The organism is Vibrio albus (assembly GCF_003144035.1).
GTDB lineage: Bacteria > Pseudomonadota > Gammaproteobacteria > Enterobacterales > Vibrionaceae > Vibrio > Vibrio albus.
The window spans coordinates 167190-187385 of sequence record NZ_QFWT01000001.1 but is presented as its reverse complement, the minus strand read 5'-3'; the positions used below and the strand labels follow the sequence as shown (position 1 = coordinate 187385).

The window sequence follows — 20196 nt, the reverse complement described above, 5'->3', positions numbered from 1 at the left end:
TCATGCTGATCGACATTTCTTTAATGAAAGGCGAAACCCCTCGCCTTAAACCTCACCTTCTATCTAATGAAACCGCAACCCTGGCAAAAGACTGTCAATTTGAACGCGGGATCTTAGCGCCAGTTAACGATAACGCGGTCAGTTTTAGCGCTCCGATTTCTCCATTATCTCTGTTTAAATATGGTACCAACTGGTTTTTCTGGGAAACGAAGGTTCATGCCATTAATAACCCCATGGATCAGGATGTCTATGATCGCGTTTACTGGACGGGCGAAGATAAGCCAAGGGTAACCGCTCAGGATGTCGCTCTGGATATTAACGGGAACGGGCCGGCAGCATGGTATGACCTGGGCGTACCTGCGCCAGCCTCTTCTCCGGTTGTAGCTGATATTGACACCTCTACCGGTGAAGATCCGGAAGAAGGGGAACTGGACAGCTATGATGATGAGGACCGGGTTTATATCCAGACCTATGTCACCCGGTTTGGTGAAGAGGGTGCACCGGGTGACCCGTCAGAAAGTGTGGTTGTTGAAAAGCCCGGTTCAACCGTAACTATTACTCTGGCTCAGCCCGGTGTTAACACTCACAATATCACTCATACTCGCCTGTACCGTTCGGTAACGTCAACCACTGGTCGTAAATATATTATGGTGGCCGAACTGCCGATATCTCAGGCAACTTACGTGGATTCTGAACGTGACGCCAGTGGAGCCTCGCTGGAAACGTATGATTATGATGTGCCAGATGAAAATATGCAGGGGCTTTGTCTGATGGCTAATGGCATTTGTGCTGGTTTTGCCGGGAATGGAGTTATGTTCTCTGAAGCCTATTTGCCTTATGCATGGCCCTCTGACTATCGCGATACAACTGAACATGAAATAATGGCAATTGCGGCCATTGGAAACTCGCTGGCAGTGGCAACAAAAGGATACCCATATATATTCGATGGAGTAACACCCAGCGCCATTACAGGAACTAAGCTCCCTGCCGAGCAGGCATGCGTGTCCGCTGAATCATTAGTGGTGATCTCCGGTATGGCGTTTTATGCCTCACCAGACGGATTAATTGCACTCAGTAGTGATGGAGCAACCAATACCACTGATCAATTGATTACCCGGGACCAATGGCAGGCGTTTAACCCCGAAACAATCAAGGCGACGTCGGTAGAAGGTAAATACATTGCTCAGTATGCGGGGGGAGCGTTTATCTTTGATCCGGTATCACGCGATTTTATTGTGATCAGTGATAGTTGGGATTGTGCCTATAACGATTTGGAAACCGATACGCTGTATGTGGTCATAGGTTCTGATGTATATCAATGGCGCAATGGCAGCAACCCGCTTACTTTTGAGTGGCAGAGCAAAGAATTTTTAATGCCGAGAAATTCGGTCCTGAACAGCGCCAGAGTTCAGTCACCTGAACCTGAACTGGTTTCTGTCGAATTTTTTGCTGATGGGGAATTGGTGATGACGGTGGCTTTGGGTGATCTGACTGATGAGGCTTTCCGGCTTCCTTCAGTTCGGGCTTCTAAGTGGCAAATAAAAGTAACCGGTACGGCAGAAGTTGAGCGCATTCTTGTGGCAAGCAGCATGCAGGAGCTCTCCTAATGGCACCAAAGAGAGGCTTTCGGGCTGGTCGCAATGAGCAATCGGCTCAGGAGAATATTGAATTATTAACCGGTCAGCGCGGGAACGGGCTAGATCGGGCCATCACTCTTCGGGATCTCGCCTCAACCAGTCTGGTTAATGTCACCAAAAATAGCGCAGGCGTCTACACTATATCCGGAAGTGTTGCTGACAATAAGTCGTCGTTAGTTTCCGTTCCGACTACACCGACAGGGTTTGATGTATTTGGCGGGTATTCTGCGATATTGCTTAGATGGGATGCAGCTAAGTATTACGGCCATGCCCATACGGAAGTGTGGCGAGGAACCGTAGAATCTTTTACTGATGCCGCACTAATTGGTACAACGCCTGCCAGCGTATTCAGTGATGTGGTATCACCCAATTCAAAATACTATTACTGGGTTCGCCATGTTAATACTAATGACCGGGCAGGGGCTTACAATGCAACATTGGGAACGCTTGGCGAAACCTCCATTGACGTCTCAGCATTTATTGATGATATCGTAGCTGAACTTAATGATTCTGATCTGGTTGCGTTATTGCTGCAAAAATCTGATAACAACGAAACCGCTATAGAAGAAGCAAGCGCTCTCATCGCTGCTAATAAAGCAAAAGCAGATGCCGCTATTGAAGACGCAGAACAAGACATCATCGACAGTGCTCAACAGCTAAATGACTCTCTGGCCTTGGCTAAATCAGAGCTTGAGGCGTCAATAGCGGCGTCAGAAGAGAAAGTTTCAACAGAGGTATCTGAAAACAAGGCCGCAATTGCTAACCTGGCCTCTGTCGTTGTCGGTGGGGATGAGGAGGTAATTATCGCCAAAGCGATTAGCCAGTTAAGTGCCTCCCATAAAACGTTAAACTCCATTACCAATGTAAATCTTGATGCACAGATAACCGAAGTTAAGCAAATTATTGTTGATGCCGACCAAGCGTTAGCGGAAATGATAACGGCTTTGGAAACGTCTTATCAGTCAGATGATGCGCAGATAATCAGTATCATTCAAACGTTAAGCCAAAGCGTTTCGAGTGATATTGAGTCTCTGACTCAGCAGTTAATCCAGTTATCCAGTAACTACGTCACAGCTGATCAGAAAATTAGCTCACAACTCTCGACGCTGGAAACAACAGTAGCCAATGAAGATTTGGCACTAAGTGAGCGAATTGACAGCTTAGAAGCCGACTATCGATCTGGTGACAATACGCTTTCTTCCTCTATTTCGACACTATCACAAACCGTTGCTGGTTTTGACCAGGCATTATCCCAGGCCGTTACTGCACTTACTTCTTCAATTGCAGATGTAGAATCAAGTGCTGACGCGAATATTCAGTCCCTGTCTGAAACCATGAGCAGTGCGGATAATGCACTTTCTACCCAATTAGATTCATTAAGTGCGGATCTGATTGACTCAGAACAGCAGTTATCATCTTCCATTGATTCCTTATCTCAAACGGTTTCGACTAATGAGAAAACCTCAAGTCAGCTTATTGCGTCTCTTCAGAGCCAGCTTACTGATATTAACAGTGACTTAAGCGCCACTATTAAAGACTTGTCCACAACGACCGTGGAATCTGATTCGGTTATTGCTAAAGCGATCTCACAGTTGAGTGCGTCTGCTAAAGCGGTCAGTGATGCCCAGGATACGATTAACGAAGCGAAGCTGACGGAGACAAAAGAAACCATAGCTGACATAGACGCAAATGGTACGGCGGCATATCGGGCTATATGGGCAATGAAAGCGCAGGCCGGAGACATTACCGCAGGGATCGGTATTCTGGCTGATAGTGACGGAACTAGTCAGGTCGCCATTTCAGCCAGCCAGTTTTTTGTCTTTGATCCAAACACGGAAAACTCGTTAAAACCGTTATTTGCTATTACCAATGGGGTGGTGGCAATCCCTAAAGCTTACATTGAAGAAGCCACCATTGACATTATTCAGGCTCAGGAAATCACAGCGGATTACGTTCGGGCCAGTATCACGATTGAAACCCCAACCATCACCAGTGCGGTAATCAATGGCGCAGAGCTTAATATCGGTTCTGGTGGGGCGTACAACGGATACCACACAAGGATTACCCCAAATGGTGTGATTTATACTGATTATATCGTAGCCTCTGGCGGCACGATGGATAACATCACCATTGGTGAAAACTGTACAGTTAAAGGCACTCTTGATGGTGCAGATGGGACATTTACCGGAACCGTCTACGCGGACAAGATCCTTGGCGATATTGTCGGAATGAAGACGTTTTCTATTTCTGAGTCAGTGTTTTCTGAAACGCCTATATACGACAGTTGGAATTATACTGAACACACATTATATTCATTCACTATTGCCGGAAATCCAGAAGAAACACAATACGCAAGAACTGTAGTTATACCATCAGTAAAAATGATGGTTTATTCATTTAGCGAGAACGGCAATGAGGTCATTAAAACTCAAGGTATGGTATGTGCTTACGTGGGGGAGAGTGTTCTTGCTGCATCAGGAACCCTATCAGTAATTTCTGGAGGAACAAGCAATTCTCTTAATGACTTTACTGCACCTATGTCCTTCACGATCCCTGCGGGAACCGATTCAACGTCAGTTATAATTAAATTAAGGCATTACTACTTAAACACAAATTCCTTACCTTTGAATACTCAAACCTCGAAAATAACCGTCTACTCCCAAACCGCACCGGTCCAAATCAATAAAGAATCCAGTCAGTTCCTATAATGATCACTCTTGCAAAATACGACAAGCTTCGGGACCGAATATTCCCGCTCATCCAGCAGTCCGCCAAAAAAAACAGGCACGATTTCGCTGATAACGTTGATAAATCTCTACTCTCCAACAGGGCATTTTTATTTATTGCGCCTGACGGTTTCTTTGTGTTGGAGCCATCAAGCAGTGGTGTGGTTGGGGTGATATTCGCCTTTTCTTTTGGTGGTAACAATTGCGTGAAATACCAGCCAGCTATAGAGCAACTTGCAAGAGATATCGGAGCAAAGCAACTTTACTTTTTAACTTCACTTCGAGGCTTTTCCATCTTAGCTAAAAAGTTGGGATATACGAAAGATTCACAATCTGGCCGTGTGACAAAATGGATAAAAGAGGTGCCTTATGGGCGGTAATAACACCGAACAAAAAGAAACAGCCTACGAAAAAGCGGCGGCAGAAGTGGCCGCAAAGCAGTGGGATATTTATCAGAACGAGTTATCTCAATATGAAGATACCTTTATTGAGCGGGTGGGGAACTATAACTCTGATTCCAATATGGCGAATGTTAAATCTGATACCGATTTAGCCTACAACTCGGCCTATGCGGACAACCGGGCGAATACCGCAACTAGCATGGCGGCATCTGGTATTGACCCAAGCAGCGGGAAGTTTAAGGGGGCTCAGGCGGATATCACAACCAGTCAGGCTATGAACCAGGCCGATGCCGTAAACAGGGCGCAATCTTCTGAACAGGACAAATACATTGCCGGGCTAAGTGATGTCGTCTCCATTGGACAGGGAGAGAAAGCGGAAGCTATGGCCGGACTGAGTGACGTTGCCAGCATGAGTGCCAGTAAAGCGGCCAGTGACGCACAGAACGATTTTAATACCCGATCTGCGAATCAGCAGTTAGCCGGTGCGGTTGCCGGGGCTGGATTAAGGAGTTATCAGCAATCGCTGGATAATAACTCACTTAATATTACCGGTCCTGATACGAATGGAGAGGTAAGAGGCGGTGCATATTCATTAGCTGATAACCAAAAAGATAATCCTTGGGCGACAACCTATAATGGAGGCCGATAATGGGCGTAGCAGCAGACACATACGCGCAACTTACCAGAGATATGTATGACGACTGGTACCAGCGTTTTTATCCAAAACAGAAAGAGTTGTTGGAAAAAACTCAGACAGGCGAGTTGTTGAATGAACAGCTCGCAAGGGCGAATGATAATGCGGAAGGCTCGCTGGCTGATGCTCAGGAAGCCGAGTCAAACAAAATGGCGAGGTACGGGCTAAGTTCAGAAGTGGATTCAGGCCAGAAAGCCAAACTGGCACTCTCGAATGCAGCGACTAAAAACAGCCTGCGTGATTACGAGAAAGATCGCTCTATGGCTGTGTTGTCCGGTGCTGGTTACGCACTAAAAGACGCCGCTTCAGCTTCAAATTAAGGGAAATGTTATGTCATACAGCTTATTAAGTTTAGCCGGCGATACCCGAAAGAATGCCATGAAAGGCTTACGTGATGCCGCGGTTCGGGAAACCGAACGTGAGCAGAACAATGAAACATTAAAGGCGGCAGAGAAACAGCAAACCATGTCAGCCATGGGAAGTGGTGCCGCTATTGGGGCTTCTGTCGCGGGCCCATGGGGGGCGGCAATCGGTGCTGTGGGTGGTTTTGTAGCAGGGGAGTTATTCTGATGAGCAGATTAGACACGCGTGGGTTTATGGATGGAGCCTTAAGAGGCTTTGATATGATGGATCGGCACTATACCCGTGAGCATTCACTGCGGCAGGCTGATGAACGCATGAAAATGCAAAGGGCCAGTCATGAAATGGGACTTCGCCAGGCAGAACAAACCATGAGACTTCAGAGCGAGCAGGCCGAAAGAAGTAAGGCTCAGGCTGACCGTGACAAGGTTAAGTTTGAGCGTGACTATGGCACCAAGGGTGAAGATGGCCAGCGAACCGGTGGACGACTGGCAGAGCTGGATGATAGGGCAAAAAAAGAGTCTGAGGCAACGCTAAGGCTTCGTGATGCTCAAATTGAAGCAAGCCAGTCTACAATAGAAACTAATGCTTACAACTTAACTCAGACTAAGAAAAAGAACTATCTCTCTGAAAATCTACCTTTAATTCAGCGCAGTTGGGATAAGTGGAATAAGACCGGGGAGGTGGATGATATTCTGAAAAATGAGTACGTTGCCGGAACGGCTTATGATCCAGCTCGTTATCTGAATAAAGAAGTAAACTCCGCTTTTGACACAATCGAAACTAAGCTTCCGGAAATTGTTCAGGGTAATGGTAGTCTTGAAGATCCGGAGCTTGTTGATGCTCTTGGGGTGATGTATCAGAACCAGATCAGAGGTGCAGTAGGCCAGCAAGACCCTATCACAGGTAAAACCATCAAAGGTGCAAAATTGGGTGGAGTCCATCTTGCGCAAGATATTCACCCTGATATTCCGGGTAATCAGCCGGGGATTGTACTCACCACAATGGTCGATTATGGCGATGGGAACTGGGTAGCCAAGCCTATTACAAATAACCGCAGTACGGATCCAAACGATACGGTTAAAGTTATTCCGCTGGAAACGGCCATGAAAGACATTACCTCTCAACTCGCCTTACGCCGCCAAGCTTCTACGTCCAAAGCGTATAAGCAGTTGTTTGGGACTAAGGACAAGGGAAATGAGAACAAGCTGAATGATGCACTGATTGATCTTGAAACAGAAAAGGCCAAGGCAATCGGAAAGCTTGATAAGTCCACTCTAACTGATGAGCAATATCAGGCAACAGTCCAGCAGATTGAATCGCAGTTTGATCAATCAAAACAGATTTTAAAACGTCAGTTATCTGGTAATTCATCTGGCGAAACAGTCAGTCATCAACCCGCCCAAACCAACGTTCCTATTTGGGCAAATGGTGATCAACAGAAGTTCGCCTTTGCCCGAGCCATGCAGAATAAGGGAATAAATGTTGCGGCTATGTCGATTCAAGACCTGAATGATGCTTGGTTATTAAATGAGGAAGATCGAGCGAAAAAAGAAGAAGAAGCGAGAGCAACGGAGGTGATTAGAAAAGTATCATCTAGAGCAAATAGAATAGGCATGTAACAAAAAGCCCTCGAGTGAGGGCTTTTAGGAATTAGGCAGCCTTAAGCCAGTGGTTGTCCCGCTCTTCGAGAACGATATCAATCATCATGACTTCAGCTTCGGCATCGGCTAGCTTTTGAAGTATCAGGCCTAAATTGCTGTCTTCATCGATAGACTCAAGGAATAGCTGTCTCATTGTCGCATCAACGTTTTTAGGGATTGAGGTTTCACCTTTTTCCCAACGACCAACTGTTTGCTGGTCAACGCCGAGTAGTTCTCCAAGCACCCGTCTTGAATGGTTGAAGTGTTGACGTAAAAACTTGAATTCGCTTCCTGTTAGTGGTTGGTTTTTTTCTACAAGCTGAATAGCAATGGCAATATGCAAGCCATTCATGTCATCAATGCTTAGGTATTCTTCACCATCGATAATTTCCAGAGTGTAGCCATTCTTCAGATGCACATTGGGTAAACCACACTCTCTGTAGTGGTATAATGCATTCATTGTTGTACTCCAATCCTATATAAATTGTTAAGTATTTATAATAATTATGCTTATATGTTTATTACTGTAATTATAAAAATTTGCGGATCATCTTCGTGACGTTTAAGTGTTAAAGGGACTCTGATTGGTTCTCCAGAGGCAATGCCTTCAACGTTCATTTTCCAATCGCCTCTTTCGGTTTGATACGGGCCTTCATGAAAGCGATTAGATGTACTTTTTAACACACACAAGACTTGTTGAATGGTAATATCTCTCTCTTCAAGCCTTTCCCTTGCGTGTTTAGAAAACTTCACTCTTCCTGTGTGGTTTTCGGCCAGATCCCGAAGAATTCGCTTAGCAGATTTGGCTGTTAACGGGAACTCAGCAATCGTTAAAGGTTCTGATTTACTCATTCAGTGACTTGCCTAGCTGTTCTTTTGTATCATTCTGATATAAGCATGTACGATACACTAGAATTCGTCAATGAAAATATATCAATTTGATATAAATTATCCAACCCATTGACAAACCACCAATACGCATCTTATCCTTAAAAGGCACTGGCAAAATCCAGTGCCGGGATTGGTCTCCCGTATATTGCAAGGCGCATAGTCGCCAGCTTTTTGCTGGTTTTTTTATGCGTAAAATCCAAGTTTAAAAAACTGTAACTTGTTGATATTTAAGCAAACCCCAATTTTCGGGGCTGCAAAATGAGTTTATGGTGAGCTGGATGAGGGCGCGAAAGCGCACCGTGACCTTGCGAGCGGTAAGACCAACCTTGTTCAGTTCACCACCCATGGATTGGTCTCTGTGCGTGGTGATTAAAATAATCGCAAGGAGTCAACCATGAACACAGTTTCTACAACTATCACTTCCGCTAAATCATCCGATCTTGTTTTCACATCAAAATCTAACAGCCTAGTCACGGACTCTGTATTAGTTTCTAGGTATTTTGGGAAAAGGCATGATCACGTGCTAAGAAAGATAAGAGAGCTGGGTTGTTCAAATGAATTTGCAGAGCGCAATTTTACGCTTTGTCATAAAAACAATGACTTACAGAATGGTAAGCTACAGCCGCTATACCAAATGACCAAGAACGGTTTCATCTTCTTGGTGATGGGCTTCACTGGTAAAAGAGCCGCTGAAATCAAAGAACGTTATATTGTGGCCTTTGATGAAATGGCCGATCAACTCAACAAGAAAAATCGCGAATTACCAGCTCCATCTCAGCCCCTCAGTTACTCTACCCGAGTTGCATTAACCATTGAAAACGGTCATGTCGTACATTCCAGCCCCATTCCGGATGATGCATTCATTGTGACCAAGAATCGCCTGTGCGCTCTGTTAAATGAGCCTAGCCTGTTCTCAATAGAAGAAATGGCTCAGTTGGCGCAATGTTCAAGTCAGAGGTTGGCTGAAATGGCTCAGGCGTTTGCAAGATTAAACTAGAATTGCTTGTTACCCAAAACTAGGGGTATATTTACCCATCATTGAATAACTCTGCTTATAAGCCGCTTCCTTCGGGATGCGGCTTTTTTTATGCCTATTCCACGGAGAATAACCAATGCAAGACAAAGCATTCCTTGGTGAAAACCAGAACGCCACCGTTAACGCTCAGACAGACATGAGCCAAAATTTTCAACTATCAGATGATTTCCAATCACGGCTAAAAGAATACCAATTAAGTAAGGCTCCAGCAAAAGACTACGATGTAACTTTTGGCGACACAATTAAAGCCGTTGGTACCGGTGCGCTTGGTATGGTCGCGGGTATGGGTGAGCTATCCGAACAGGTATTTGGTGTGGGTGAATCAGTTCGTGATTTAGCTCAGTCTGGTTCTGATTACCTGGTTGATTCCATGACGGATGATGGAAAAGCCGCGCTGAGTGCCGAATTGTTCACCGAAGAGAATGGCAAATTAGGCGTAGGGAAGAGTGCCGGCGATATTGATGTTTGGGCAATGAAATTTGCTCAGGGCTTAGGTTCTATGGCCGGAGTTATGGTCCCGGGCGGTGTCGCTGGTGGCGTGACAAGAATGGTGGCCACATCAATGTTACGGCGTGGCGCATCTAAGCTCGTGGCTGAACAGGTCGCTACAAAAACTGCTGCTATTCTTGGTGAAACCGCGGCAACAGGAACCATGGTCGGTGGTTCTCATGGTAGCGCCATGCTAGATGGCCGTCAGCAGATCATGGATATGGATGCTGGTTGGCTGGCGGATAATTCAGAGTATTTTCAGAATACGTTAACCCGAATTGCCAATGACCCCAATAGCGAGGGCATGAGTAGCACAGATATCGTCAATCAGGCAAAAGAAGAAACCGCCAACTACGTCAGCAAAACCATGATGATGGACCCAGCTACGATAGCGTCTTCTGTGGTTGGTGCTGTTGGTGATCGTATGCTGTTTGGTGCGGTGGCGGGTAAAGCCACAAAAGGTATTTTTAAAGGTGCTGGTAAAGGTGCACTGAAAGAGGCTGGCACGGAAGCGATTGAAAACGCCGGTCAGACTCGTGGTGTTAACGTTGCTATGAACGAAGTGGCTGGAACTAATCGCGATCCGTGGGAAGGTGCCGCGAAAAATGCCGCCGAAGGTGCAGCTATTGGCCTGGTTACCGGCTCGGTACCCGGTGCTATCGGTGGTGTGCGTGGTAAGAGTGAAGATATTACCAAAGAGCCAGAACAGAACAACGCTGTTGAACCGGCAGAGCCAGAGCGTGAGCCCGTTCAAGGTAATGCTGGTCCCGCACCTGAACAACCAGCGCAAGCACAAGCCGAAAGCGCACAGCAAGAAATGCCTCTGCAGTCATCACCTAAATCAGAGGAACAGCCACAAAATGACTATCAGCCTTTCAGTTCATCAAAACCCGCCGCACTAACAACAGATATCAACAAGGCGATAGAAGAATTAAAAGTTCAGGAGGAAGGCGATCGGAGCGATGAAAGAGTAAGACAGGCAAGGCAAGATCTTGCTCGCTATGCGGACACTCTAACCAACCCTGAAAACCTACAGCCGGAAGTGCTGGAAACGGTTCGTCAGAACGCTAAGCAGATCGTTGATAACTATTGGGGAGTAGCGCCAGAGCCAGAGCAGGCACAGGTTCAAAAGCAGGCAGAGTTACCGCTGGAAAACGATGGAAATGTTTTGTCACAGGGTAACGAACAGGAGAGCGCAGAACAGCAGGCCCAGAAGCAACAACTCTCTGAGGCTATTAACCGTGGTGAACTTGGCTTTGTGGATGAAGAAGCCCAGCAAAACGCCCGTTTTGCCGAAGGCCTGCAAAGAGCAATGGAGATCAGCCCTGCCGCCGTTCTTCAGGTAGCACAAGCCAGAAGAGAGGGGCGGTTTAGCCAGGAGCGGGCCATTCACGCACTGCAGACGGTTATCAACTCTGCTGATAAGAAAGAGTTAGACGCTCAGCCCATTATGGATCCGAATAGTGAGCGTGAATTAGAGCGAAGAGCAGAAGCAAACCGTGAGAGAGTACATCGTGGTGATTTCGAGCCCCAGCCAGAAACAGAGCGGGTTAAAAGTGGCTTTAAGTGGCAACAGAGCCAGGAGCACACCAGTTCTGCGAGTGGGGATACTGGTCGTGAGCGATCGGTCAATGAACCATTTGTTCCCGGCCTTGAGAATCAACACGCTCCGGATGGCACAATCCAGATTGAAAATGAAGACTCCAAACGAGCAGCAGAAGGCCGCCTGACAAAAGACCAAATTGTTGAGCTAAAAGATAAGGCGCAAACCCGTCAGCAAGAGCGTGCCAGTCATCCGATCAAAACCGGAATGAGCAAGCGTTTACGCCGCAAAATTCAGCGGGCAAAAGGTTTCGATACAAATTCAGTTTTGTCAGAATTGCAGAATAACGAAAAGCGCCTGCAAGCCTATCAGAAAGAAGCCCGGCTACAGGCAGAGAGAGAGGCGAAAAATCCGGAAAATATTCAGCGTAGAAAGTCCGCTCAGGCGCTATTTGAAGAAAAACTCTCTTCACCAGAGGCAAAACAATTTGCCGACAATCTGATCACCGATTCCATTAAGCGAGTGAACGATACCCTGGATACCAGTGCTGGCACTGTTCTTGAGGTTGATGGTCAGCGAGCCTCCTTACCAAAAGTCAAAAACCAGATGGCAAACAGCATCCGCAACCTGGCGAATAAGTTTATTGGCAAGACAGCGGCGCTGGATGAAAACCTACGCGCCAAACGAGCTGCAAATGAAGAATCAGCACCCTCAGAGATTAACCGCCAAATAGAAGCAGCCGCACAGGAAACGAACGTTAACCCTACGCCAGCTCAAGCTGAAGCCGGCAACTACAGAAAAGGTACTGTTGATATTCAGGGGATGAAAGTTGCTCTGGAAAATCCTGCTGGCAGTCAGCGTTCTGGTACCGACGAAGACGGCAATAAATGGTCTGTTGATATGAAGCACCATTACGGCTACGTGAAAGGGACCAATGGCGCGGACGGTGATCAGGTTGATGTGTTTATTGGTCCCAATCCGGACAGTGAAAAAGTGTTTATCGTCGATCAGGTCAATCCGAAAACCGGTGAGTTTGATGAACATAAGGCGATGATTGGCTTTAGTAACCAGGATGAAGCGGCAGAGGCTTACAATTCTAATTATTCCAAAGGCTGGAAAGGTCTGGGCAATATCTCAGAAACCACAACCAGTGAGTTTAGGGAGTGGCTGAAAACCGATAAAACGACTCAGCCTTTTTCTAATCCGGATCTGGCCAGTGATAAGGTTGATACTGAAAATACGGGGAATGAAACCACTCAGACTCAGGAACCAGAGCCCAAGATTCTTTTCTCCCGCGAATCCATCACCAACGAAAAGCCAGCCAAAGGAATGACACTGAAATCAGCCAAGCTGGCAGCAGATCAATGGCTCAAAGATTATAAAGGCGGTGCCGGGGTAAAAGTCACGGTAGTAAAAACTCAATCCGAAGCCGAAGCAAAACTGGGTATGAAGTTTGATGACAGTGTGGTTCATGCGCTCTATAAGGACTCTACCGGTGAAGTAGTGGTGGTATCAGATAACATCGCTAACCCTAAAGAAATGCGTAAAAAGCTACGTCATGAAATTCTGGTTCACCATGGGCTAAAAGCGGTAGTCGGGGACAGCGAATATCAAAACATTCTGCAGCGTGTGCACCGGGGCAGAAATTCACCCCACCTTAAAGAGCTATGGAGCCATGTAGACAAACATTACGGACAGGCCAGCCCGATTGACCAGGTAGAAGAAGTACTGGCCCTTGCGGCAGAAACAGAGCGCACTAAAGTCCAGCAATGGCTGGATGGTATCAAAGAGATGATTACCCATGCTCTGCGCAAGGTCGGCTTAATGAAACCGTCTGATATCACTAAGGCAGAGCTGAACAACATCATCAAAACCCTGACCGACCGAACCAAAGCGGTTGAACATTGGTTGGATCCAGCTCAGAACCCTAAGCCAAATTCATCAACTAAGTTGTCTCAGGCGAAGTTTTCTCAGGAACAGAAAGATGCAGAGGATTACATTCAGCGGCTAAACAAAGCCATGAACTCTCTGAAGAGTCGTGTTGAGCCGGTTAAGGTGATGGATACGCCGGATGTGTTGAAAGCGGTTGGTATGCCTGATCTGCCCATCTATATTGCTCGGGATATTGTTAGAAAAGCGACCAACGGCTCAAGAGATAAAGATCATAACCTAGATTTATCTGTTATCGAGAATTTACCAAATTTACTGGCAGATCCAGTCGCTATTTTTAAGCCATCAAATGAACACTTTGCCAGATTAGGTAGCAAAAATATTTTAGTTGAAGCAACTAGCTCTGATGGCAATAAAGTTCTGGTTGCTATACATGCTAGTACTGGCGTGCGGGATAAGATGGTTGTTAACCGAATCGCTAGTGTTTATGGGAAAAATGCTAGTGGGCACAATGCATGGGTAAGAGATGGATTGTTGGAATATGTGAAAAGCAAAAACCCTGAATGGCTGCGTCGGCAAGGGCTCCAATTGCCCAAGGGGCGCTCCTTCCATCAGGGTTCTAATAAAAGTGTAATCACTAAAGATGATATTGTCAAAAGTCCGGAGTCTAGTCCGGATGTAACTCCGGACGGTGATATCAAGTTCTCTCAAACCCGCAAAATGACCATTGATGAGGCTCTGGCGCAGGACACACCAAAAGAACGATTTACGGGTGTGTTGAATGCCATATCTCGAGGAATGAAATGGGCGAAAGAATCTAAGGCTGGTGGAGCTATTCGTGGTGATATTGGTTTGGGAGCGATTACGCTTCGTCAGTTAGCCGATTTGGCTAAAAATAAACTCCCTCAACTTAGTCAGTATGTCGATACTGTTCACTTAATGTTGACGCGCCGTAACCAACTGGCTTTTGATGCTCATGATATGGCGGATGCCATTCGTAAATGGGCAGCAAGAAACCGTAAACATGCAGATGAAATGTTTGATATCGCTCACCTGGCGACAGTTGAAGGGGTGGACCCTGAGCAGCCATTCAAATCGGCCAAAGAAACCATAGAGAAGCGGATCCAGCACTTAGAACTGGTGAATCAGGGTAGCCATAAAACCAATGAGCAAATGAATGAGCTTAAAGAGCTCACAAATATGCTTAAAGACGAACCCCGCCGTAAAAAGAAACACGCCCAGCTTAAAAAGCGGTTTGATAAATTACCGGAAGAAGCGAAACATCATTACCGGGCTATGAGGGATAAGTACAAAGAGCGGCACGATCTCTATAAACGATTACTGGAAGAGCAGATCAGTAGCGCCGCTGTTGATGGCCGGATTAAAAAAGCCCGTATCGCTGATATGAAATCTCAGTTTGAGCTTCAGGAAGTAATGGCACCTTATTTCCCACTCTCCCGTTTTGGTGATTATTGGATCAGCGTAGCTGACGGGAACGGTGAAAGACGGTTCATGATGTATGAAAGCGAGAAACAACAGCAAGAGGCCAAAAAGAAACTGGAATCTCAGGGTTATGATGTGTTTTCTGGATATAAGCTTGATAAAGATCCACGAATGGAAGGGGCCAGTCTTGGGTTTGTGGTTGACCTGATGAGCAAGGTTGAAGAAGCCAAGCTGAATGAGGTGAAAAAGGCAGAACTGAAAGACGCTATTTATCAGATGTACCTGCAGGCATTGCCTAGCCGATCGATGCGTAAGCAGTTTATGCACCGCCAGAAGGTAAAAGGATGGAGTAATGACGCTTTACGTGCTCTGGCTGAAAATATGGTGAAAGGCTCTTACCAGTTGGCTCGTTTGGAGTACGCAGACGAGCTTACCCGGCTAGCCAGTGAAACCGCAAAAACAGCCGGCAACAGTGGCGATAACCAGGCGTCCCGGTATTCTAATGAGTTAATGAAGCGGCATGAATGGGTGATGAATCCTAAGCATTCTGTCATTGCTCAGAAGATTACTTCTCTTGGCTTCTTGTACATGCTTGGGTTTTCACCTGCTGCAGCTGCCATTAATACGACTCAGAACTTTGTAGTCGCTCTCCCTATGATCGGGAGTAAGTTTGGATTTGCCGCGGCGAGCAGGGAACTAGGCAAGGCCACGAAAGAGTTCATTGTCGCAAAAGGTAGCATCAAAGATAAGTTAACTAATCTGGACGAGCTGGCGGCATTTGACCACTGGTACGACAGCGGCTTATTGGACGCAACTAACGCGCATGACTTAGCGGGTATGGCAGAAGGGCAGAACTGGAAGTATAACCCGGCTTATGAAAAGTTCTCAGGCTGGATGTCGGCACTATTCCATAAGGCGGAAGTCTTTAACCGGGAGACAACGGCTTTAGCTGGTTATCGTCTTGCCCGTAAAAATGGGATGGATCATAACAAAGCGGTTCAGTACGCAGAGAAAATGACCTGGGATGCTCACTTCGACTATACCAATGTGAACCGGGCTCGCTATATGCAGTCACCAACCATGAAGGTGGCCACTCAGTTTAAGCAGTATTCTCAGAACATGACCTATTACCTGGTACGCAATGCTTATCTGTCTATGAAAGGTATGGACGAGACGGAACGTTCAGAAGCCAGAAAGCAGCTTATTGGTACGCTTGGCGTTACGGCACTATTAGCCGGCACCTCCGCATTGCCTCTTAGTCTGATTTACGGTATTGCTAATGGTCTAAATGCCGTGTTTGGTGATGATGACGAGCCATACGATGCTGAAACCGAGTTTAAAACCTATCTGGCTGATATATTCGGCTCTGATATGGCAGACAAGATCATCTATGGCGCTGGTGGCGCTGGACTGTCTCCACGTATTTCCTTGGATGGCATGTGGATCCGTGATGCCAACCGGGATATGGAAGGGGAGGACACCTGGGCATTTTATGCGAAGCAGGCGGCGGGACCGGTTATCGGTGGCATTTTCGTGCAGGGCTTGAAGTCTCTGGATAAAATGGCGGATGGCGATTATTACCGGGCTATTGAAGGTATGGTGCCGAAAGTCTTTAAAGATGGAATGAAGGCTTATCGCTATGCCGATGAAGGAGCCTTAAACAGCCGTGGTGATGCGTACCGGGAAGCGGAAGACTTCTCTACGCTGGATCTTGGTCTGCAGGCTATGGGCATGACGCCAGACGAACTATCCAAGCAGTATCAGCTGAATAACGCCCGTAAGCAGTATGAGCAGCATGTATTAGACAGGCGCTCTAATCTGATGAAAGCTTATTACCTGGCGTGGAAGCAACGTGATACAGGGTTAATGCTGGAAACACAGAAAGCGATTAGCAAGTTTAATCGTAAATATCCGAAACTTGCCCTGACTTCGAAGAAGATAAAGCAGTCTATCCGGACGCGCCAGCGTTATAGCCAGAGAAGCTCAAGCGGGGTGAATCTGAATAAGAACCTAAGGAACTTTGAAAGTTCTGTGGTGTGGTAAAAGTAAACCCCTCATAAGAGGGGCTTACATGCATTCAGTGTTTCATGAGTTGGCTGCGTAATTCTGCCAGCTCATTTGTTGATTCTGCTGCGCAGTCTGCGTCAATGTCACTATCAGGGTCAATTGATCCTGACAGGAGCTTAATTGCGCGAGAAAGGATGATTACCGCACGTTCACGGTTGATGGCAATATTTTCGATTGGGGCCATAGGCTACTCCTTATTAAGTAAAAGATATTGAGGTTCCGATATATAGAAATTTTTAGTTTGTGATTAACATTAATGGCCATATGCAGCTCCTTAATAAAACGTTGTAGAATGCAAACCTTTTGAAAGTGAATGCTTTCCGGAGCCCGTAGGCTCATTAGTGTTTTCCTCTATAACTCCTTTCGGAGCGCCCTTTCGGGTTGGTTGGCATGAGAATTAAAACTCAGCCTATGCTTAAAAATTTCTATAAATATCCTCAATATTTTTTAACTTTCGTAGCGTAGACCTCCTGTAAATTATGTCTGTAGTGAATGAGGCGTCCTTTCTTCGGCGACGCGGCTTTCCTTTCTTTGATACTTATTAATATAAGGACCGTATTAGTAAAGACAAGACTATAAATCATGTGCTTACCGTTGCGTGTGATCATAATTCCATTTGCGAACGTAAAGGGTAATGGTATTACTAATTGATAATTTAGTAGGTATTTAAATTGCTTTGCATTTTCCGTTTAAGTTATTCACAAAGCCCATAGCGTGAACTACAAGCCTCCGCATCAATAGCCGCTGTCACCAAATCATAAACTTGACCACCGCGACCTGTTTTTGACCAATCCACCGCATCCCAAACGCTGCCACCGATAATGTTACCGCGAGGCCCAAGCATACAGGTGCTTTTATATGCTTCAGTATTTAACACATAACCGCTGTTATATCGGCGGCTATTACCCAAGCGGAACGGGCGGCGTTTACGTTTACCGTCATTATCGGTGATGTATTCAAAGAACTGGCGGCGGTCGATGTGTCCAGCAATCATCCAGTGAATCCAGCGGCTCACCATACCAACCTGTTTTTCCCATCGTGCCACACGATCCAATTCATCAGGAAAACGGGCGGCTATCTCGGCTAGCTCTTCTTTCTTAACCAGAATACAAGGCATACAACCAACACGATCCATGCCTTGTTTATATAGTTCGTTAGGCTTAACCCCAAAGTAACGGTAACAAGCGAATACGTCTGCTGCCGTCCACTGGTGAATGGGTAGAAAATTAAATAACTGGCCATGCTCATTGCGCTTATCTTCTGAAAAGCGGGAGTATCCTGCACGTTTATCGGATTCATCCCCACGAACGCCAGACCACTGGATGACTTCTTGATCATCTTCAATAAGTGGAGATAGCACCTTATCAAATACAACTTGTATTTTTAGCTCGTCAGTACAATACCGTTGTCGTCCTAGCGGAAAACCTGAGCAAAAAGATCATGATGAACTTATCTACAGTTTCAGGGGATAACTGCGGGACAACGGCTTACCTGCGAGCTAAGTCACAGTAACGAGTTGAACTACACCGGCATGAATGCCGGAGATTCTTGTCGTCGTCGGAAACTGCGTAATCATGCTAAATGATTGTCGTCTTACATCGCCTCTTACAAGCGTTTAGCGTGTCGGCAGTCCCTACCGCCACTGATTTCTTAGGCTGCAAGTAATCGCAGTCCTTCTACTTCTATATTCACCGATGCATTATGGTCACGGTGGTTGTGTTGACCGCAACTGCATATCCATTCCCGAATAGCCAGTGACCATTTACCTTCATAGATTGCGCCACAACCAGAACACATTTTTGAAGACGGAAACCACTGATCTATTTTTGATATAGTTCGTCCATACCACGTTGCTTTGTAGTCGAACTGCCTGTCTATCTCGCCAAAATTAGCATCGAGAATGTGTTTAGCCAGCCGTTTGTTTTTGACCATGTTTTTCACTCTCAGGGACTCTAAGCAGATAGTTTGGTTTTCACGGATCAACTTAGTGGTGAGTTTGTGAGTGTAGTCAGCGCGAATATTTGCTATTTTTTCGTGAATTTTGGCTATCACCAGTTTTTGCTTGCGATAGTTGTTCGAGCCTTTCTTTTTCTTGGCTAACTGGCGTTGCGCTCTGGCAAGTTTACGCTCAAATCGTTGCAATGTTCGTGGATTGCCAAAAGTGGTGTTATCCGAACAGACCAGTAAATCTTTAATGCCAACATCAATCCCTACGGTTTTATTCACTTTCGGTAATGGTTGTATGTCTTCATTAACCAAAATGCTAATGAAATATTTACCTGTACTGGTCTTCGATACATAGGCCGAGGTAGGTTTTCCGGTAAAGTGACGTGACCACTTAATTTTAAGTGGGCGTTCCATCTTCGCCAGTGTGAAAGTCTGGTTCGCAGCATCCCACTTAAAGCTATTTACCATGTAGCAAGCCGATTGTTTATTGCGCTTAGACTTAAATTTCGGATACCCAAATCCGGACTTAAAGAACGCTTTAAAGGCTTTATCCAAATGTCTCAAGGTTTGTTGTAACGGGACGCTGGATACCGCTTTGAGCCAGTTAAATTCAGGAGTCTTTTTAAGTGCGGTAAGGTTTTTATTCCAGTCAGAAAGGTTGGTCTTATTTCCCTGTTCATACTGCTCTTGGGAATAAGCCAAGGTGCGATTATAGACAAACCGGACACAGCCGAACGTTTGTTCTAGTATTTCTGCCTGTGCCTTATTCGGGTAAAAGCGATATTTGTACGCTCGCTGTGTCATGCATGTAAAACCCCAACTGTATATGCATACAGTTTGCAATTATTTAAGTTGCTTTGCAACTTTTGCTTTCATCCCCGGCGTGAACGCCGAGGTTTTACGCAAAATTGATAAAATCACAAAGCCTGAATAGTTGTTTCTTATTGGTATTTGTCATAAAAGTTATTTTGGATTAATCAAGCGCTATGCACTATGATAAGTTATATTTTGTATAAATATTTATTTATATAACATTTGGTTAGTTTTTTATTATCATAAATCTTATTGCCATATAAGTTGTTTTTTATTCATAACAAATCATTGTTTATTGGTATTTGAGTAACGTTGTTAGTAAAGATGTGTGTTTCTATCTGATTTTGTGGTCTTGTGATGTTTTGGAAAGTTGGTTAATCTGAGTTTGCTAGCGAAAAACAACGGCCGTTATACAACTTTATTTTATTTTAAAATCAAGGGGTTAATATGACCAACTCAAATAGCAAGATTGCAGGGGCACTGGCAAGCGTGCTGGCATTGTTACAGCTAAGAATAAATCAAGATAGTGATATGGATATGGCCATTTATAATAATGCAGTTCCGGAAGTGTTAAGGCTGATAAAGCAATACGAAATGTAATGTAGGAAATGTAAAA

At 45.6% G+C, this 20196-nt stretch carries 16 protein-coding genes; 10 read left to right on the top strand and 6 right to left on the bottom strand.

The annotated features are described in order from the left end of the window. Positions 1-2 precede the first annotated feature (2 nt). The 7 genes from DI392_RS00700 to DI392_RS00670 are packed head-to-tail and all read left to right on the top strand — an operon-like array spanning position 3 to position 7440. On the top strand, positions 3-1607 hold the full coding sequence (locus tag DI392_RS00700; RefSeq protein ID WP_109317988.1) for a hypothetical protein: 1605 nt from the start codon (positions 3-5) through the stop codon (positions 1605-1607). Then, a complete protein-coding gene (locus DI392_RS00695) occupies positions 1607-4345 on the top strand; it encodes a phage tail tip fiber protein (RefSeq protein WP_109317987.1) in 2739 nt (912 codons plus the stop codon). The genes DI392_RS00700 and DI392_RS00695 overlap by 1 nt, the downstream gene beginning before the upstream one ends. Further along, the gene (locus DI392_RS00690) at positions 4345-4743 is read left to right on the top strand and encodes a hypothetical protein (RefSeq protein WP_109317986.1); all 399 of its coding nucleotides are present in this window, start codon (positions 4345-4347) and stop codon (positions 4741-4743) included. Before DI392_RS00695 ends, DI392_RS00690 begins: the two co-directional genes overlap by 1 nt. Continuing rightward, positions 4733-5413: a hypothetical protein gene (locus tag DI392_RS00685; protein ID WP_181388335.1), complete on the top strand. Its 681-nt coding sequence runs from the start codon at positions 4733-4735 to the stop codon at positions 5411-5413. Before DI392_RS00690 ends, DI392_RS00685 begins: the two co-directional genes overlap by 11 nt. Then, positions 5413-5778: a hypothetical protein gene (locus DI392_RS00680; protein WP_109317985.1), complete on the top strand. Its 366-nt coding sequence runs from the start codon at positions 5413-5415 to the stop codon at positions 5776-5778. The genes DI392_RS00685 and DI392_RS00680 overlap by 1 nt, the downstream gene beginning before the upstream one ends. A 10-nt stretch (positions 5779-5788) precedes the next feature. Continuing rightward, entirely contained in the window at positions 5789-6028 is a 240-nt protein-coding gene (locus tag DI392_RS00675; protein ID WP_109317984.1) for a bacteriocin, read from the top strand. Continuing rightward, positions 6028-7440, top strand: coding sequence for a hypothetical protein (locus tag DI392_RS00670; protein ID WP_109317983.1), 1413 nt, complete (start codon positions 6028-6030; stop codon positions 7438-7440). The genes DI392_RS00675 and DI392_RS00670 overlap by 1 nt, the downstream gene beginning before the upstream one ends. 31 nt (positions 7441-7471) lie before the next feature. Here the strand turns inward: DI392_RS00670 and DI392_RS00665 are convergent, their stop codons facing one another. From DI392_RS00665 to DI392_RS19540, 3 genes are all read right to left on the bottom strand, one after another. Beyond that, positions 7472-7921, bottom strand: a complete 450-nt coding sequence (locus tag DI392_RS00665) for a helix-turn-helix domain-containing protein (RefSeq protein WP_109317982.1) — start codon at positions 7919-7921, stop codon at positions 7472-7474. 50 nt (positions 7922-7971) lie between these two features. Next, positions 7972-8313, bottom strand: coding sequence for a DUF4258 domain-containing protein (locus DI392_RS00660; RefSeq protein ID WP_109317981.1), 342 nt, complete (start codon positions 8311-8313; stop codon positions 7972-7974). A gap of 241 nt (positions 8314-8554) precedes the next feature. After that, the gene (locus DI392_RS19540) at positions 8555-8698 is read right to left on the bottom strand and encodes a hypothetical protein (protein WP_181388334.1); all 144 of its coding nucleotides are present in this window, start codon (positions 8696-8698) and stop codon (positions 8555-8557) included. Between the two features lie 48 nt (positions 8699-8746). Between DI392_RS19540 and DI392_RS00655 the strand changes: the two genes are divergently transcribed. Together DI392_RS00655 and DI392_RS00650 are read left to right on the top strand one after the other, a co-directional pair. Then, positions 8747-9349 (top strand): Rha family transcriptional regulator, encoded by a 603-nt coding sequence (locus DI392_RS00655; RefSeq protein ID WP_109317980.1) that lies wholly within the window; start codon positions 8747-8749, stop codon positions 9347-9349. Between the two features lie 115 nt (positions 9350-9464). Beyond that, the gene (locus DI392_RS00650; protein WP_181388333.1) at positions 9465-16796 is read left to right on the top strand and encodes a PLxRFG domain-containing protein; all 7332 of its coding nucleotides are present in this window, start codon (positions 9465-9467) and stop codon (positions 16794-16796) included. Between the two features lie 34 nt (positions 16797-16830). Here DI392_RS00650 and DI392_RS19535 read toward each other — a convergent pair whose 3' ends face one another. From DI392_RS19535 to DI392_RS00640, 3 genes are all read right to left on the bottom strand, one after another. Next, a complete protein-coding gene (locus tag DI392_RS19535; RefSeq protein WP_181388332.1) occupies positions 16831-17004 on the bottom strand; it encodes a hypothetical protein in 174 nt (57 codons plus the stop codon). Between the two features lie 510 nt (positions 17005-17514). Then, the gene (locus DI392_RS00645) at positions 17515-18180 is read right to left on the bottom strand and encodes a phosphoadenosine phosphosulfate reductase domain-containing protein (RefSeq protein WP_219930876.1); all 666 of its coding nucleotides are present in this window, start codon (positions 18178-18180) and stop codon (positions 17515-17517) included. A 290-nt stretch (positions 18181-18470) separates the two neighbouring features. Continuing rightward, on the bottom strand, positions 18471-19571 hold the full coding sequence (locus DI392_RS00640) for an RNA-guided endonuclease TnpB family protein (protein WP_109317978.1): 1101 nt from the start codon (positions 19569-19571) through the stop codon (positions 18471-18473). Positions 19572-20027: 456 nt separating this feature from the next. Here DI392_RS00640 and DI392_RS19530 point away from each other — a divergent pair, with 456 nt between their 5' ends. Continuing rightward, positions 20028-20180 (top strand): hypothetical protein, encoded by a 153-nt coding sequence (locus tag DI392_RS19530; protein WP_181388331.1) that lies wholly within the window; start codon positions 20028-20030, stop codon positions 20178-20180. Positions 20181-20196 lie beyond the last annotated feature (16 nt).